General features: G+C 68.1%; 13 protein-coding genes. 10 read left to right on the forward strand and 3 right to left on the reverse strand.

All coding sequences use genetic code 11. The features are described from left to right. From ACCD11_RS16890 to ACCD11_RS16905, 4 genes are all read left to right on the forward strand, one after another. Nucleotides 1–779, forward strand: a 779-nt coding sequence (locus tag ACCD11_RS16890) for a response regulator (RefSeq protein WP_413314760.1), incomplete at its 5' end; no start/stop codon positions are given. Continuing rightward, nucleotides 776–1807: a response regulator transcription factor gene (locus tag ACCD11_RS16895; RefSeq protein ID WP_413314762.1), complete on the forward strand. Its 1032-nt coding sequence runs from the start codon at nucleotides 776–778 to the stop codon at nucleotides 1805–1807. The genes ACCD11_RS16890 and ACCD11_RS16895, both read left to right, overlap by 4 nt. A gap of 142 nt (nucleotides 1808–1949) precedes the next feature. Then, nucleotides 1950–2618 (forward strand): hypothetical protein, encoded by a 669-nt coding sequence (locus ACCD11_RS16900; protein ID WP_413314763.1) that lies wholly within the window; start codon nucleotides 1950–1952, stop codon nucleotides 2616–2618. Between the two features lie 124 nt (nucleotides 2619–2742). After that, nucleotides 2743–3987, forward strand: coding sequence for a threonine synthase (locus ACCD11_RS16905; RefSeq protein ID WP_413314764.1), 1245 nt, complete (start codon nucleotides 2743–2745; stop codon nucleotides 3985–3987). 35 nt (nucleotides 3988–4022) lie between these two features. Here the strand turns inward: ACCD11_RS16905 and ACCD11_RS16910 are convergent, their stop codons facing one another. Continuing rightward, entirely contained in the window at nucleotides 4023–4649 is a 627-nt protein-coding gene (locus ACCD11_RS16910; RefSeq protein ID WP_413314765.1) for a transcriptional regulator, read from the reverse strand. Nucleotides 4650–4743: 94 nt separating this feature from the next. Here ACCD11_RS16910 and ACCD11_RS16915 point away from each other — a divergent pair, with 94 nt between their 5' ends. Beyond that, nucleotides 4744–5895, forward strand: coding sequence for a threonine synthase (locus ACCD11_RS16915; RefSeq protein WP_413314766.1), 1152 nt, complete (start codon nucleotides 4744–4746; stop codon nucleotides 5893–5895). Nucleotides 5896–5901: 6 nt separating this feature from the next. Here ACCD11_RS16915 and ACCD11_RS16920 read toward each other — a convergent pair whose 3' ends face one another. Then, a complete protein-coding gene (locus ACCD11_RS16920) occupies nucleotides 5902–6891 on the reverse strand; it encodes an ornithine cyclodeaminase family protein (RefSeq protein ID WP_413314767.1) in 990 nt (329 codons plus the stop codon). Nucleotides 6892–6947: 56 nt separating this feature from the next. After that, a complete protein-coding gene (locus ACCD11_RS16925) occupies nucleotides 6948–7256 on the reverse strand; it encodes a hypothetical protein (protein WP_007833220.1) in 309 nt (102 codons plus the stop codon). Nucleotides 7257–7437: 181 nt separating this feature from the next. Here ACCD11_RS16925 and secA point away from each other — a divergent pair, with 181 nt between their 5' ends. From secA to ACCD11_RS16950, 5 genes are all read left to right on the forward strand, one after another. Continuing rightward, nucleotides 7438–10224 carry a preprotein translocase subunit SecA gene (secA, locus tag ACCD11_RS16930; protein ID WP_413314768.1) on the forward strand — a complete coding sequence of 929 codons (2787 nt, stop codon included), beginning with the start codon at nucleotides 7438–7440 and terminating at the stop codon, nucleotides 10222–10224. Between the two features lie 30 nt (nucleotides 10225–10254). Further along, the gene (argJ, locus tag ACCD11_RS16935) at nucleotides 10255–11484 is read left to right on the forward strand and encodes a bifunctional glutamate N-acetyltransferase/amino-acid acetyltransferase ArgJ (protein WP_413314770.1); all 1230 of its coding nucleotides are present in this window, start codon (nucleotides 10255–10257) and stop codon (nucleotides 11482–11484) included. An 82-nt stretch (nucleotides 11485–11566) separates the two neighbouring features. After that, nucleotides 11567–12442 carry an ATP-binding protein gene (locus ACCD11_RS16940; RefSeq protein WP_042673371.1) on the forward strand — a complete coding sequence of 292 codons (876 nt, stop codon included), beginning with the start codon at nucleotides 11567–11569 and terminating at the stop codon, nucleotides 12440–12442. Then, nucleotides 12439–12885 carry an NUDIX domain-containing protein gene (locus ACCD11_RS16945; protein ID WP_413314772.1) on the forward strand — a complete coding sequence of 149 codons (447 nt, stop codon included), beginning with the start codon at nucleotides 12439–12441 and terminating at the stop codon, nucleotides 12883–12885. Before ACCD11_RS16940 ends, ACCD11_RS16945 begins: the two co-directional genes overlap by 4 nt. 3 nt (nucleotides 12886–12888) lie before the next feature. After that, nucleotides 12889–14856 (forward strand): acyltransferase family protein, encoded by a 1968-nt coding sequence (locus ACCD11_RS16950; RefSeq protein ID WP_413314809.1) that lies wholly within the window; start codon nucleotides 12889–12891, stop codon nucleotides 14854–14856. Nucleotides 14857–14860 lie beyond the last annotated feature (4 nt).

The raw sequence follows: 14860 nt of genomic DNA on the forward strand, positions 1-14860 counted from the left end.
CCCCCCTGCGGGGGGGCTTTTTCCCGGCCCCCCCCCGGCGGGGGGGGGGCGGGGTGTGCGGGGGGCCCGTGCCCCGCCCGGGCGGCCCCCCCCCCTGGCCCGCCCCCGCCCGCCCGCTGCCGGTGCAGCGCGGGCGGCGCGGCTACGAAGGCCCGCGCCGCCGCCTGCTGGTGGTCGACAACGAGGAGGCCGACCGCGACCTTCTGGGGCATGTGCTCGCGCCGCTGGGCTTCGAACTGCGCAGCGCGGCCAGCGGGCACGATGCGCTGGACCTCATCGCCGCCGGCTACCGGCCCGACGCGATGTTCGTCGACCTCGCGATGCCTGGCATCGACGGCTGGGAGACGATTCGCCGCGCGCGCAAGCTGGGGCTGACCGAGGCCTCGGTGGCCATCGTCTCGGCCAACGCCTTCGACAAGGGGCTCGACAACGACGTGGGCATTGCGCCCGAAGACTTCTTCGTGAAGCCCGTGCGCCACTCGGAGCTGCTCGACTGGCTCGAACGCCGGCTCGGGCTGCAATGGACCGACACCGCCGCCGGGCCTGCGCCGGTTGCAGTTGCGCGCCCGCTGCTGCCACCTTCGCTGGAGCGCCTGCGCGTGCTCGAGGAGGCAGTGGGGCTGGGCTACTTCCGCGGCATCATGAACCAGCTCGACGCCATCGACGCGGCGCAGCCCGAATGCAGTGCATGGACTGAGGCCCAGCGCACGCTGGCGCGCCAGTTCCAGTTCGAAGCCATGAGCCGTGCGCTCGCCGACGCCGTCGAAAGCGCCGCATGACACAGGCGCCACCTCCCGCCGCGGAAACATCGCCGCTCGCCAGGACGCTGCGCGAGCAGCAGGGCGCCAACAGCGATCTCGTGCTGATCGTCGACGACGTGCCCGACAACCTCGCCGTGCTGCACGACGCGCTCGACGAATCGGGCTATACCGTGCTCATCGCCACCAACGGCGAACAGGCGCTGCAGCGCGCCGCCCAGGCGCGGCCCGACATCGTGCTGCTCGACGCGATGATGCCGGGCATCGACGGCTTCGAGGTGGCGCGCCGGCTCAAGGCCGATGCGGCCACGTCGCACATTCCCATCGTGTTCATGACCGGGCTCACCGAGACCGAGCACCTCGTGGCCGCGCTGGAAGCCGGGGGCGTCGACTACGTCACCAAGCCCATCAAGCCGAAGGAAGTGCTCGCGCGCATGAACGTGCACCTGCAGGGCGCGCGCCGCGCGCGGCAGGACGCGCGGCAGGCCGGGCAGGCGCGCAACGCGCTCGATGCCTTCGGCTACGCGAGCATCACCGTGCGCCTGCCCGAAGGCCGGCTGATCTGGCAGACGGCCCTCGCGCGCGACCTGCTGCAGCGCTACTGCGACACGCGCGCGCCCGAGACACCGCCCGCGGTGCTCGAATGGCTGCGCAGCCACACGCCCGACGCGCGCCAGCGCGGCATCGAGCCGCCGGCGCTGTCCATCGTGCAGGGCGCCAGCAGCCTCACGCTGCGCCTGCACCAGCAGACCAGCAGCGACGACGACGGCGACGAGTGGATGATCGTCATGCGCGAGGTGTCCGACACCGGCGTGATCGAGGCCATGAGCCTGAGCCTGAAGCTCACGGCGCGCGAGGCCGAGGTGCTGTACTGGGTGGTCAAGGGCAAGACCAACAAGGACATCGGCGAGATCCTCGGCAGCAGCCCGGCCACCGCCAAGAAGCACCTCGAGCGGGTGTACGTGAAGCTCGGCGTGGAGACGCGCACAGCCGCGGCCGGCGTGGCCATCAAGCGCATCCGCGAGCTGCAGCCGCAGTTCGAGATCTGAGGTTCGATGGCCGCCGGTTCCCCGCGCCGTGTCATGGCGCCTGCTTGCAGCGTCCCTAGAATGGTTCAAGGTCCACCGGACGCGCGCGATGAAGAACAACAGGCACAACAGGACAACAACCCGACCGACATGCCGCGGCTGGATGCTTGCTGCTTCCTGCCTGTTCGTGAGCCTGGGCGCGAGTCCTGGCGCACGAGCCGCCGGCCATTTCGACGTGGACGACGCCAGCACGCTCGACCCGGGCCAATGCCAGTACGAGACCTGGTGGAGCCGCACGGGCACGGAGCCGGTCACGGGGTTCCACCTCGGGCCCGCCTGCCGGGTGGGTCCCATCGAGCTGGGCCTGAACTTCGACCGCACCTCGATGCAGGGCGTGCACTCGGTCACCGGCGGGCCGCAGGTCAAATGGAACTTCTACGGGCAGGCGGCGGATGCGCCATTCAGCGCCGCCGTGTCGGCCGGCATCGTCTCGGACCTGCGGCGCGGCGGCCGCATGGGTGGGCAGTTCGTCGTGCCGATGACGTGGCGCCCGGCCAGCAGCCTGCAGGTGCATGTCAACTTCGGTGCCGACTGGGCGCTGGGCACCGGCCTTCGCACGCCGCGCGGCGGCGTGGGCGTCGAATGGGCGCTGAACGACACCGTGTCGCTCATCGCAGAACGCAACCGTGCGGCGGGCGTCTGGACTTCGCGCATCGGCGGGCGTTTCAGCCTCACGCCGCTGATCAGCGTGGACGTGAGCGCGTCGCGCACCGGGCCGCAGGGCGTGCGCGGCTTCGCGATCGGGCTGAACCACGAATTCACCTGGAAGTGAGCCTGCCGCAGGAGGCGCTGTATCCGATTTCCGCGAATCCCATCGATGGGCCTGGTTGTCGATCGAGTATCCGGCCCTGCGCAATTTTTGATTCCGACTGCAAAAGATTTGGTGACAACCTCCCATGCCTGATCCCGTGACGACATCGCCCGTGCTGGACTTCAAGTTCGCTGCTCCTCCCCTCGATTCCGCGGCTCATCCTTCGGGCAACCCCTTGGGCATGGCGGCACGCAATCGGACACCCAGGCCCGTGCGCAACCCGAACCTGCGCGGCCTGCAGTGCCTGCGGTGCGATGCGCTCTTCCCCCTCGCGCTGGCGCACGACGGATGTCCCCCGTGCAGGCGCGGAGGCCTTCACGTCGCGCTGCGCGCCAGCTACCTGTCCGGCAGTGCCGAAGCGATGCCCATGCCCTACACCTCCGGTTTCGCGCTGGGCGAAGGGCAGACGCCGCTGCAGGACGTGCCCGAGCTGGCGCGGCAGTTCGACGTGGGTCGGCTGGCCATCAAGGACGAGTCTTGCAATCCCACCGGCTCGCACAAGGACCGCATGACCGCGGTGGGCGTGGCGCAGGCGCTCGATTTCGACGCCCACACGCTGGTGCTGGCCTCGTCGGGCAACGCGGCCGTGTCGGCGGCGCACTATGCATGGGCCGCGGGCCTGGGCTGCGAAGTGGCCACCTACGAAGGCATGCCGGCCACCTGTGCGCGGCAGCTCGATGCACTCGGCGCGCGGCGCTATGTGTTCGCCGACAACGCGGGCCGCTGGGCCTTCGTGCGCGAGCGTGCGCAGCACCCCGGCTACTTTGCGCTGACCAACTACCGCCTGCCCGCGCTGGGCAGCGCGCCGCTGGCAATCGAAGGCTACAAGCCGATCGCGCTCGAATGCGTGGCCGATGGCGGGTTACCGGACCACATCGTGATTCCCACCGCGCGCGGCGACCTGGCCTGGGGCATCTACGCGGGCTTTCGCGACCTGCTGGCCGCGGGGCGCATCGCACGCCTGCCGAAGCTCTGGCTCGTGGAGCCGTTCCCGCGCCTGGCGCGCGTGCTCGCGGGCGGCCCCCTCAACGACAGCTACCCGGGCCACACCGCGCAGTTCTCCACCGCCGGAGCCACCGTCACCTACCTGCAATGGCAGGCCGCCGCCGCGACGGGCGGCGGCGCGGTGGTCGTGGGCGACAACGAAGCGCGCGCCGCGCGCCGGCTGCTCTCGGCGTCCGGCATCAGCGCCGAGCTGTGCGCGGCCGGCGGCCTGGCCGCCCTGCGGCAGCTGCGCGAGAGCAACGCCGTCGCGGCCGACGCGCATGTGGTGCTGATGCTGACCGCCAGCGCGGCCGGCGATCCGAGCTGGCCCGACCGTCCTGTCTAGCCTTCGGCCTGCAGCCGCAGTAGAAGGCGAGCCCCTTACTTCGCGTCGCTGTAGACCGTGGCGCGCGACACGCCCATGTGCGCCGCGGCAATCTCGGCGCCCCGGCGGACCTCCAGCATGCCGGCCTTCTTCAGTTCCTGCACCAGCTGCTTGCGGTCGGCGGGCTTCAGCGAGCGCGACGTGGTCGCGCGCGACGCCGCGAACTCGTCGATGCGCGCGTGGATGCGGTCCGAGTGGTTGCCGCCGCTCTCGAGGTGCTCGTGCACATCCTTGTCGTCGATCTTCGTGAACTGCGAGATCGCGCCTTGGAAGCTCTGGAACAGCGTGAGGTCGACGTTGAGGCACAGCGCGGCCACGTATTCGCCGCTGTCGTCCTTGATGCCGATGGACGTGCTCTTGACCTTGCGCCCGTCGGGAAAGGTGTTGGCGTAGTTCGCGATCACCGCCGGAAACTCCGGGTCGCGGATGCGAGCGAGGCCCAGCTCGGTGACCGGCTGGCCGACCTCGCGGCCGCTCAGGCTGTTCTCGATGGCGTAGATCGCGTTCTTCGGGTTGCTCAGGTCGTGCACCACCACTTCGCAGAAGGGCGCAAAGGTCTGGCCCAGGCCTTCGGCCATGTTGCGCAGCATGTCCAGGAGCTGCTTGTTCGGCTTCTTCTTCATGCCGTGGAATGTATCCAGCTCTGGACGGACAATCCAATTAATACAAAAAGTACAGTGTTGGATGTATTATCTAATTTTGTACTGGAGCCCGCGAATGACCGCGAGAGAACGCGCACGCTATGTCGATCCCCGCACCGGCAGGCACTACGACCTGTCCGAACGCCGATGGCGCTCCGACGACGGCCACCCGATGATGGTCACGCCGCTGCCCGGCATCGGGCGCGACGACATCGATTCGCGCGTCCGCTCGCTGTGGCGCTACCGCGCGGCGCTGCCCGTGGCGATCGAGCAGCCCGCGAGCATGGGCGAAGGCTGCACGCCGCTGGTGCAGAAGCGGTGGGGCGGCTTCGAGCCCTACTTCAAGCTCGAGTGGTTCAATCCGACCTGCAGCTTCAAGGACCGAGGCGCGGCGGTGATGATGTCTTTCCTGCGGCAGATCGGCGTCGATGCGGTGCTGGAAGACAGCTCCGGCAATGGCGGCGCGGCGATTGCGGCGGCCGGCGCGGCGGCGGGCATGCGCGTGAAGGTGCTCGCGCCGAGCTACACGCCCGCGCCGAAGGTGGCGCAGATCCGGGCCTTCGGCGCGGAGGTACAGCTGGTGCCGGGGCGGCGCGAAGAGTCCGAATACGAGGCGGTGCGCCAGTCGGAATCGATCTTCTACGCGAGCCACAACTGGCATCCGTTCTTCCTGCAGGGTACGAAGACGCTGGCCTACGAGCTGTGGGAAGACCTGGGCTTCACCGCGCCCGACAACGTCGTGATTCCGACCGGCGCGGGCAGCAATGTGCTCGGCTGCTGGATCGGCTTCAAGGAACTGCTGGCGGCGGGGCAGATCGCGAAGCTGCCCCGCATCTTCGTGGCGCAGCCGCTGAACTGCTCGCCGATCGATGCGAGCTTCATGGCGGGTGCCGAGACCCTGGTGGAGCGCATCGTGCGGCCGACGATTGCCGAAGGCACGGCGATCAGGCGGCCCGTGCGCCTGCAGGAAATCCTGCAGGCGCTGCGCGAGACGGATGGCAAGACGGTGGCGCTGACCGAGGAGCAGATCGCGGCGGCGGTGCGCCGGCTGGCAGCGAGCGGGCTCTACGCGGAGCCGACGTCCGCCTCGGCAGCGGCGGCCATCGAGGTGCTGGCGCAGCGCGGCGACATCAAGGCCAGCGAGACGACGGTCGCGTTGCTGACAGGCACTGGCCTGAAATCGACGCAGTTCATGACCGAGCTGTTCGGCGCCGCCGTCGCCGTGTAGCCAGCACTACCAGGGCCACGCGATGCGTGTGCCCGTTCCCGTTTCGTCGGCGCGCGCATGCAGCAGGCGAGCGACGGTCAGGTCCTGCAGCGCGAGGCCGGTCATGTCGAAGACGGTGATGTCGGCGACGGCTCGCTCGAAGGGCGTCTTGCCGCTCAGCAGGTCGCCCAGTTCGATGCATGCCGTGTCGGGCGCCCATTGGGTTTCGCCGATCTGCTGCGCCTGCGTCCGGTCGTCGACGAACAGCCGCACGCGCGGCAGCAGGCCGTCGGGAAGTTCGCGCTTGCCCCGGGTGTCCGCGCCGACGCAGTTCAGGTGCGTGCCGGGCCGAACGGCTTCGAGATCGAAGAGCGCGCCGCCGCCGCCCGGGGTGGCGGTGATCACGATGTCGCTCCGGGCGACTGCAGCGTTGCGGTCGGTGGCCGGCGCGATGTTGCAGCGGCCGGCGAAATGCGCCTCGAACGCCGCATTGCGCTGGCCGTTTGCGCTCACATAAAGAACCTCGCGCAGCGAGGGCATCAGCCGCAGCGCGAAGTCGAGCTGGATGCGCGCCTGTACGCCGGTACCGAAGAGGCACAGCCGCGTGCTGTCGGCACGTGCGAGCTGCTGCAGGCCGAGCCCGCCTGCCGCACCGGTGCGCACGGTCGTCACCGTGTTGCCGTCGATGACGCACAGCGGCCGGCCTGTCGCGGGGTCGATCAGCAGGATCGTCGCCTGGTGCGGCTCGCCGCCGCGCTGCCGGTTGTCCGGCCAGAAGCCGGCGGCCTTGAAGCCGAGCAGGTCCTGGGCCTGCACGTCGCCGGACTTGATGCCGAACACCCCACCCGTGCGCAGCGGCTCGCGCACGACCGGAAAGACGCGGCCCTCGCGTTCGCTGTGCAGCACGAAGGCCTCGCGCACGGCCTGCAGCACGTCGTCGGGGGAGAGGAGGGTGTCGACCTGGTGCTTGTCGAGCAGCAGGAGCTGGGCATTGGAAGGCGCGATCGCGGATGTCATTTGGAAATATTATCTACTTCCAGACAAAACATCAAACTCCGGGCATTGGCGGGCTGTCAGCGTCCGGTGTGAACCTTGATCCGGATGGTCGCCACGTCCCATCCCCGGTTCTTGAGCCGCGTCACCAGCATCGGCGACAGCTGGCGCAGCTTGGCGGCCGCGGCGCTGCCCTTGACCAGCAGGCACCAGACGTCGCCCTCTGCGGGTCCGGCCTGGATGGCGCTGCGCATGGCCGGCGGGATCAATCCCTCGACGGCCTTGAGCCGCTCCGCAGCGTCGCGTGCGCGCGCCATCAGGCTGCCCAGGGTGGGCGAGCCTTCCGCTGCGTCCTGCAGCGAGATGGGAGGGGGCGTGCGGCGATACATGGGTAATCCAGGGGTTAGAAACAAGACAGCTAAAATGCCCGGTTTGCCGGCGTTCGCGCCGGAAAAAGGCCGCTTGCTTTCAAGCTTGATTTTGAAGCGGGCGCGCCCAACTGCTTTCACCATATCTTAGGGAATCCGGTCGCAGTGCCTGCCGTATCAGGCGCCCGCCCATCTCCACCCAATGGCAACCAACTTCCTGACCCAGATCTTCGGCAGTCGCAACGACCGGCTCCTCAAGCAGTATCGCAAGACGGTGGAACGCATCAATGCGCTCGAACCCGAGTTCGAGAAGCTCAGCGACGATGCGCTGCGCGCCAAGACACAGGAGTTCAAGGACCGCATCGCCAAGGGCGAAACGCTCGACGACCTGCTGCCGGAAGCCTTCGCCACCGTGCGCGAAGGCTCCAAGCGCGTCATGAAGATGCGCCACTTCGACGTCCAGCTGCTCGGCGGCATGGCGCTGCACAACGGCAAGATCTCCGAAATGCGTACCGGCGAAGGCAAGACGCTGACCGCCACGCTGCCGGTGTACCTGAATGCGCTGTCGGGCCAGGGCGTGCACGTGGTCACGGTGAACGACTACCTGGCCAACCGCGACGCGACCTGGATGGGCCGCCTCTACAACTTCCTCGGCCTCTCGGTGGGCATCAACCTGCCGCAGATGCCGCGCGAGGAAAAGCAGGAGGCCTACCGCAGCGACATCACGTACGGCACGAACAACGAATACGGCTTCGACTACCTGCGCGACAACATGGTCTACGAGCCCGGCGACCGGGTCCAGCGCGGGCTGAACTATGCGATCGTCGACGAAGTGGACTCGATCCTGATCGACGAGGCCCGCACGCCGCTGATCATCAGCGGCCAGGCCGAAGACCACACCGACCTTTACCTTGCCATCAACAAGGTGGTGCCGCTGCTCACCAAGCAGGAAGGCGAAGCCGATCCGCGCACGGGCGAGGGCGTCACGGTGCCCGGCGACTTCACGGTCGACGAGAAGACGCACCAGGTGTTCCTGACCGAAGACGGCCACGAGAATGCCGAGCGCATCCTGGGCGAGCTGAAGCTGATTCCCGAGGGCGCATCGCTCTACGACCCGGCCAACATCACGCTGATGCATCACCTGAATGCGGCGCTGCGTGCACGCCACCTGTACCACCGCGACCAGCACTACGTGGTGCAGCAGGGCGAGGTGGTCATCGTCGACGAATTCACCGGCCGCCTGATGACGGGCCGCCGCTGGAGCGACGGCCTGCACCAGGCCGTGGAAGCCAAGGAAGGCGTGGAGATCCAGGCCGAGAACCAGACGCTGGCTTCCATTACCTTCCAGAACTACTTCCGCCTGTACGGCAAGCTGGCCGGCATGACCGGCACGGCCGACACCGAAGCCTACGAGTTCCAGGAGATCTACGGCCTCGAGACCGTCATCATCCCGCCCAACCGCGTCAGCAAGCGCGAAGACCAGCTCGACCGCGTCTACAAGACGACGCGCGAGAAGTACGAGGCGGCCATCCAGGACATCCGCGAGTGCTACGAGCGCGGCCAGCCGGTGCTGGTGGGCACCTCGTCCATCGAAAACTCGGAAATCATCGACGGCCTGCTCACGCAGGTGGGCCTGCCGCACCAGGTGCTGAATGCCAAGCAGCATGCGCGCGAAGCCGACATCGTGGCGCAGGCCGGCCGCACGAAGATGATCACCATCGCGACCAACATGGCCGGCCGCGGCACCGACATCGTGCTGGGCGGCAACATCGAGAAGATGATCGAGGCGATCGAGAACGACGAAGGCCGCGATGAAGCCACCAAGCAGGCCGACATCGAGCACGTGCGTGCCGAGTGGACCAAGGACCACGAGTTCGTCAAGTCGCTCGGCGGCCTGCGCATCATCGCGACCGAACGCCATGAATCGCGCCGCATCGACAACCAGCTGCGCGGCCGTTCGGGCCGCCAGGGCGACCCGGGCTCCTCGCGCTTCTACCTGAGCCTGGACGATCCGCTGATGCGCATCTTCGCGGGCGACCGCGTGAAGGCGATCATGGACCGCCTGAAGATGCCCGACGGCGAAGCCATCGAGGCCGGCATCGTCACGCGCAGCATCGAGAGCGCGCAGCGCAAGGTCGAGGCGCGCAACTTCGACATCCGCAAGCAGCTGCTCGAATACGACGACGTGTCGAACGACCAGCGCAAGGTGATCTACCAGCAGCGCAACGACATCCTCGATGCGGGCGACCTCACGGCGCAGATCGCGGCGCTGCGCGAAGGCTGCTTCACCGACCTCGTGCGCCAGTACGTGCCCAGCGAATCGGTCGAAGAGCAGTGGGACCTGGACGGGCTCGAGAAGAGCCTGTTCAACGAGTGGGGCATCGACATGCCGCTCAAGAAGGAAGTCGAAGCCTCGGACGCCATCGCCGACGATGACATCGTCGAGAAGGTGCTCAAGAACGCCAACGAAACCTTCGACGCCAAGGTCGCATTGATCGGCCAGGAGAACTTCACCCAGTTCGAGCGCATGGTGCTGCTGCAGAGCATCGACACCCACTGGCGCGAACACCTGGCCTCGCTCGACTACCTGCGCCAGGGCATCCACCTGCGCGGCTATGCGCAGAAGCAGCCCAAGCAGGAATACAAGCGCGAAGCCTTCGAGCTCTTCGGCCAGCTGCTCGACTCGGTGAAGAACGAAGTCACGCGCCAGCTGATGACAGTGCGCGTGCAGTCGGGCGAGCAGCTCGAGGAAGCCGCGGAAGCGATGGAAAACCGTGGCGAGAACGTCTCGAACATCACCTACTCGGCACCGACCGAGACGGGCGAGGTCGAGATCCGCGTCGACGAGGAAAACCAGCGCCGCATCGCGGCTGCCGGCCTGGGCGCGCTCAGCGCGGAGGCCGCGGCTTTCGCGCGCGTCGGCCGCAACGATCCGTGCCCCTGCGGCAGTGGCAAGAAGTACAAGCAGTGCCACGGCAAGCTCAGCTGACCCCGCAACCCATTCGTTAGAGAAATCGCCATGCCAGTGAACCTGTCCGCTCCCGATCCTGCCGCCTTGTTCGCGGTGCCCGGCGTCCGCATCGGCGTGGCCGAAGCAGGCGTACGAAAGGCCAACCGCAAGGACCTGACGGTCGTGCTGATCGACGAAGGCTCGGCGGTCGGCGGGGTGTTCACCCAGAACCGTTTCTGCGCCGCGCCGGTGCAGGTCTGCCGCGACCACCTGGCCGCGAACTACGGCATCCGTGCGATGGTGATCAACACCGGCAATGCGAACGCCGGCACGGGCGAAGACGGCCTGATGCGCACGCGCTCCACCTGCATTGCGCTCGCGCGCAAGCTGGAGATCGCGCCCGAGCAGATCCTGCCGTTTTCCACCGGCGTGATCATGGAGCCGCTGCCCGTCGACCGCATCGAGGCGGGCCTGCCGGCCGCACTGGCCGATGCCGATGCGAACCACTGGGCGCGCGCGGCCGAGGGCATCATGACCACCGACACGATCCCCAAGGCCTTCAGCCAGCAGGTGCAGATCGGCGGTGCCACGGTCGCCATCACCGGCATCAGCAAGGGTGCCGGCATGATCCGCCCGAACATGGCGACCATGCTGGGCTTCATGGCGACCGACGCGAAGATCGATCCCTCGCTGATCCAGCCGCTGGCCAAGCTGTTGGCCGACGCTTCGTTCAACCGCGTGACCATCGACGGCGACACCTCGACCAACGACTCGTTCGTGGTCATCGCCACGCAGAAGGCGGCGCACGCCCCCATCACCTCGCTCGACTCGGCCGATGGCCAAGCGCTGGTGGCCGCGATGCAGAATGTGGCGCGCCAGCTGGCGCAGGCCATCGTGCGCGACGGCGAAGGCGCGACCAAGTTCATCACCATCCAGGTCGACGGCGGCAGGGACGCTGCCGAGTGCAGGCAGGTGGCGTACGCGGTGGCGCATTCGCCGCTGGTCAAGACGGCCTTCTATGCCAGCGACCCGAACCTGGGCCGCATCCTCGCGGCTGTGGGCTACGCGGGCATTGCCGACCTCGACCAGACCGGCATCGACCTGTTCCTCGACGATGTGCACGTGGCGGTCAAGGGCGGGCGCAACCCGTCGTACCGCGAGGAAGACGGCCAGCGCGTGATGAAGCAGAGCGAGATCACTGTGCGCATCGGCCTGGGCCGCGGCAATGCCAGCGAGACCGTGTGGACCTGCGACTTCAGCCACGAATACGTGACGATCAACGCCGACTACAGATCCTGATGACCCCCACGCTCCGCACTTCGTGTCGTCGCTGCCCCCCGAGGGGGCGCTCTACGCCCTTCGAACGGCCGGGCGGGCGCAGATGAACGAGCAGTTCCAGAAGCTGCTCGAGCGCGCCGAACAGCTGATCGGCCGCATCGAGTCGATCCTGCCGCAGCCCCTGGCCGCGCCCGCCGACTGGAACGCGTCGATCGCCTGGCGCTACCGCCGCCGCAGCTCGGGCCACGGCGTGCTCGAGCCCGTGAAGCACGTGGCCGCGATGGCACTCGACAGCCTGAAGGAAATCGACGTCCAGAAGGAAAAGATCGAGCGCAACACCCGCCAGTTCGTCGAAGGCAAGCCGGCCAACAACGTGCTGCTGACGGGCGCGCGGGGCACGGGCAAGTCGTCGCTGATCCGCGCCTGCCTGCAGGCCTACGCGCCGCAGGGCCTGCGCCTGATCGAGGTCGACAAGGCCGAACTGACCGACCTGCCCGACATCGTCGAGGTGGTCTCGCAGCGGCCCGAGAAGTTCATCGTGTTCAGCGACGACCTGAGCTTCGACGAGGGCGAGCCGGGCTACAAGGCGCTCAAGTCGATCCTCGACGGCTCGATCGCGGCCTCGACGCCCAACGTGCTGATCTACGCGACCAGCAACCGGCGCCACCTGCTGCCCGAGTACATGAAGGACAACCTCTCGTACACCCACACCGAGGATGGCGAGGTGCATCCGGGCGAAGTGATCGAGGAAAAGATCTCCCTGTCGGAGCGCTTCGGCCTCTGGGTGAGTTTCTATCCCTTCAGCCAGAACGAGTACCTGGCGATCGTCGCGCAGTGGCTTTCGTCGTTCGGCGTGGACAAGGCTGCCATCGAGGCCGCGCGGCCCGAGGCGCTGGTCTGGGCGCTGGAGCGCGGCTCGCGCAGCGGCCGCGTGGCCTACCAGTTCGCGCGCGACTACGCGGGCCGGAGCAACGCGTGACCGAAGCGCGCAAGCACACCGAGGTCGCGGTTGGCGTGCTGATCCGCCTGTCCGACGACGCACTGCTGCTCTCGACCCGGCCCGAAGGCAAGGCCTATGCGGGCTACTGGGAGTTTCCCGGCGGCAAGATCGAGGCGGGCGAGACGGTCGAAGAGGCATTGCGGCGCGAGCTGCATGAAGAGCTCGGCATCACCATCGACGGCGCCGAAGTCTGGAAGGTCACGGAGCACGACTACCCGCATGCGCTGGTGCGCCTGCACTGGTGCAAGGTCACGGCCTGGAGCGGCGAGTTCGAGATGCGCGAGGGCCAGCAGATGGCCTGGCAACAGCTGCCGCTGGAGGTGGCGCCGGTGCTGCCGGGTGCCTTCCCGGTGCTGCAGTGGCTGTGCGAAGAGCGTGGCCTGCCGTTCGTGGCGCCGCCGGTTGTCGCGCCGGCTTCCTGATTGATGCACCCCAAGTACCGTCCGGACATCGACGGGCTGCGCGCCATCGCGGTGGGCTCCGTGCTGGTCTATCACGCCTTCCCGAAGACGCTGATGGGCGGTTTCGTCGGGGTCGACATCTTCTTCGTGATCTCGGGTTTCCTGATCACGACCATCATTCTCCAGAGCCTCGCGGCGGGCGACTTCACCTACCGCGACTTCTACGAGCGGCGTATCCGGCGGATCTTTCCGGCACTGATCGTGGTGTTGCTGGCAACGCTGCTTGCCGGCTGGTACCTGCTGCTGTCCGACGAGTTCGGCGAGCTGGGCAGGCAGACCGTGGGCGGCACGGCGTTCGTCGCCAACCTGGTGTTCTGGGGGGAATCGGGCTACTTCGACACGGCCGCCGAAACCAAGCCGCTGCTGCACCTGTGGTCGCTGGGCATCGAGGAACAGTTCTACATCTTCTGGCCACTGCTGCTTGGGCTCGCATGGCGCAAGCGCTGGCCGATCGTGCGCGTGGTGCTGGCGGTGGCGGCGGTCTCGTTCGTGGTGAACGTGGCGACGGTGCACCCGCTGCCGGCGGCGTCGTTCTACTCGCCGGCCTCCCGCTTCTGGGAGCTGATGGTCGGCGGCATCCTGGCCTGCATGCGGCTGAAGCCGCCAGCGCCGAGTGCATGGCGCAGCCATGTGCAATCGGTGCTGGGCGTCGGGCTGATCGTGCTCGGGCTGGTGATGATCCGCAGCAACAAGGCGTTCCCGGGCTGGTGGGCGCTGCTGCCCACGCTGGGCGCGGTGAGCTGCATCGCCGCGGGGCCGGCCGGCGTGCTGAACAGATACCTGCTGTCGAACCGCGTGATGGTGTGGGTCGGCCTCATCAGCTATCCGCTGTACCTGTGGCACTGGCCGCTGCTGGCGTTCGTGCGCATCGTGGAAGCCGATCCGCTGCATCCGGTGCCGGCCTACCGCGCCGCCGCGTTGGTGGCGAGCGTGCTGCTGGCCTGGGCGACGTACCGCTTCGTGGAGCGCTTCGCGAGGAATCGCCCGGGTGCAGGCACGTTGAAGGCGCTGGGCGCCGGCATGGTGCTGGTGGCCGTGGCGGGCGCCGCCATCTTCCTGGGCGTGCCCGAGCCGCGCAACAGCAGCCCCAAGCTGCAGACCGTGGCCAACGCCACGCTGGACGCCGATTACTACGGGGGCTTCAAGCTCGACCAGATCGGCGAGCAACTGATCTACAAGGTCGGTGGCGGGCCCAGGCGGGTGCTGTTCCTGGGCGACAGCCACGTGCAGCAGTACGCGCCGCGCGTGATGGAACTCGCACGCACGCTGGCGATGGAAGGCAAGTCGGCCTGGTTTGCGACCCAGGGCGCCTGCCCCGCCGTGCCCGGCGTGTACGCGGACAAGAACATCGGCTGCGCCGAGCGGCGCGACGCGATGCTGGCCTATGCGCTGGGCCCCGAGGTCGACTCGGTGGTGATCGGCGGCTGCTGGAACTGCTACTTCGTCGGCCAGGGCGCCACCGACTATTACTTCCGCGACAGCAGCAACAAGGTACACCCGTTCCAGAACGGCGACGGCATCGAGCGTTCGCTGGCTTCGATGGAGTTCACGCTGCGCGAGCTGGCGCGCCGCAAGAAGGTCTACCTGCTGCTCGACAACCCCGCCGGCACGGAGTTTTCGCCGAAGCGCCTGATCGAGGGCAGCCGCCTGACGCACATGGAGGTCATGACCTCGACGCCGACGGCGCCGCTGCCGGCCGACCAGAAGCAGCTCAATGACCGGCTGCGCGCGATCGCAGCCGCGAGCGGGGCCGAAGCCATCGACGCGATGGCGGTGCTGTGCAAGGCCGACCAGTGCCTGCGCACGATGCCCGACGGTTCGCCCGCCTACAAGGACGCCGACCACCTGCGTCCGCGCTACACCCGGGAAGAGGCGAGCTACTTCGACCGCACGGTGCGCACCGCGCCTGCCGCGCAGCAGCCGTCGCGCTGAGCGG

This window comes from Variovorax sp. Varisp36 (assembly GCF_047304235.1).
Lineage (GTDB): Bacteria > Pseudomonadota > Gammaproteobacteria > Burkholderiales > Burkholderiaceae_C > Variovorax.

Coding starts and splice junctions, on each gene's coding strand:
- ACCD11_RS16915 (WP_413314766.1), top strand. CDS start 4,744: ATGACCGCGAGAGAACGCGCACGCTATGTCGATCCCCGCACCGGCAGG.
- ACCD11_RS16925 (WP_007833220.1), bottom strand. CDS start 7,256: ATGTATCGCCGCACGCCCCCTCCCATCTCGCTGCAGGACGCAGCGGAA.
- ACCD11_RS16920 (WP_413314767.1), bottom strand. CDS start 6,891: ATGACATCCGCGATCGCGCCTTCCAATGCCCAGCTCCTGCTGCTCGAC.
- ACCD11_RS16895 (WP_413314762.1), top strand. CDS start 776: ATGACACAGGCGCCACCTCCCGCCGCGGAAACATCGCCGCTCGCCAGG.
- ACCD11_RS16950 (WP_413314809.1), top strand. CDS start 12,889: ATGCACCCCAAGTACCGTCCGGACATCGACGGGCTGCGCGCCATCGCG.
- argJ (WP_413314770.1), top strand. CDS start 10,255: ATGCCAGTGAACCTGTCCGCTCCCGATCCTGCCGCCTTGTTCGCGGTG.
- ACCD11_RS16910 (WP_413314765.1), bottom strand. CDS start 4,649: ATGAAGAAGAAGCCGAACAAGCAGCTCCTGGACATGCTGCGCAACATG.
- secA (WP_413314768.1), top strand. CDS start 7,438: ATGGCAACCAACTTCCTGACCCAGATCTTCGGCAGTCGCAACGACCGG.
- ACCD11_RS16900 (WP_413314763.1), top strand. CDS start 1,950: ATGCTTGCTGCTTCCTGCCTGTTCGTGAGCCTGGGCGCGAGTCCTGGC.
- ACCD11_RS16905 (WP_413314764.1), top strand. CDS start 2,743: ATGCCTGATCCCGTGACGACATCGCCCGTGCTGGACTTCAAGTTCGCT.
- ACCD11_RS16940 (WP_042673371.1), top strand. CDS start 11,567: ATGAACGAGCAGTTCCAGAAGCTGCTCGAGCGCGCCGAACAGCTGATC.